The sequence below is a fragment of the Micrococcus sp. PSi08 genome, from assembly GCF_054960655.1.
The window spans coordinates 1-359 of sequence record NZ_JBHNYP010000070.1 but is presented as its reverse complement, the minus strand read 5'-3'; the positions used below and the strand labels follow the sequence as shown (position 1 = coordinate 359).

Annotated in this window: 1 pseudogene; it reads left to right on the top strand. The window is 71.0% G+C overall.

Going from position 1 to position 359, the window contains the following annotated elements:
- Positions 1 to 359 (top strand): annotated as a pseudogene (locus tag ACFI33_RS11810) (IS481 family transposase); the annotation flags it as partial.

Genomic DNA, 359 nt, shown 5'->3' with positions numbered 1-359 from the left:
CCGGCGCATCCATCACCACCTCGCCTCCGAAGGCCACCAGCTGTGCCTGCGCACCGTGGGGAGGTGGCTGCACCGGGCCGGGATCTCCCGCCTACGGGACCTGACCCCGGCCGGAGAAGACCTGCGCCAACGACCCCAGAAGATCACCGCCCGCGGCCCGGGGCACATGGTGCACCTGGACGTGAAGAAAATCGGGCGCATCCCCGAGGGGGGAGGCTGGCGTGCTCACGGACGGGACTCCGAGAACGCGCGAGCGGCCAAGCGCGGGCCTGGCCGGCGGGTCGGGTACACCTACCTGCACTCGGCGATCGACGGGTACACCCGCCTGGCGTACACCGAAGCGTTGGAGGATGAGCGGA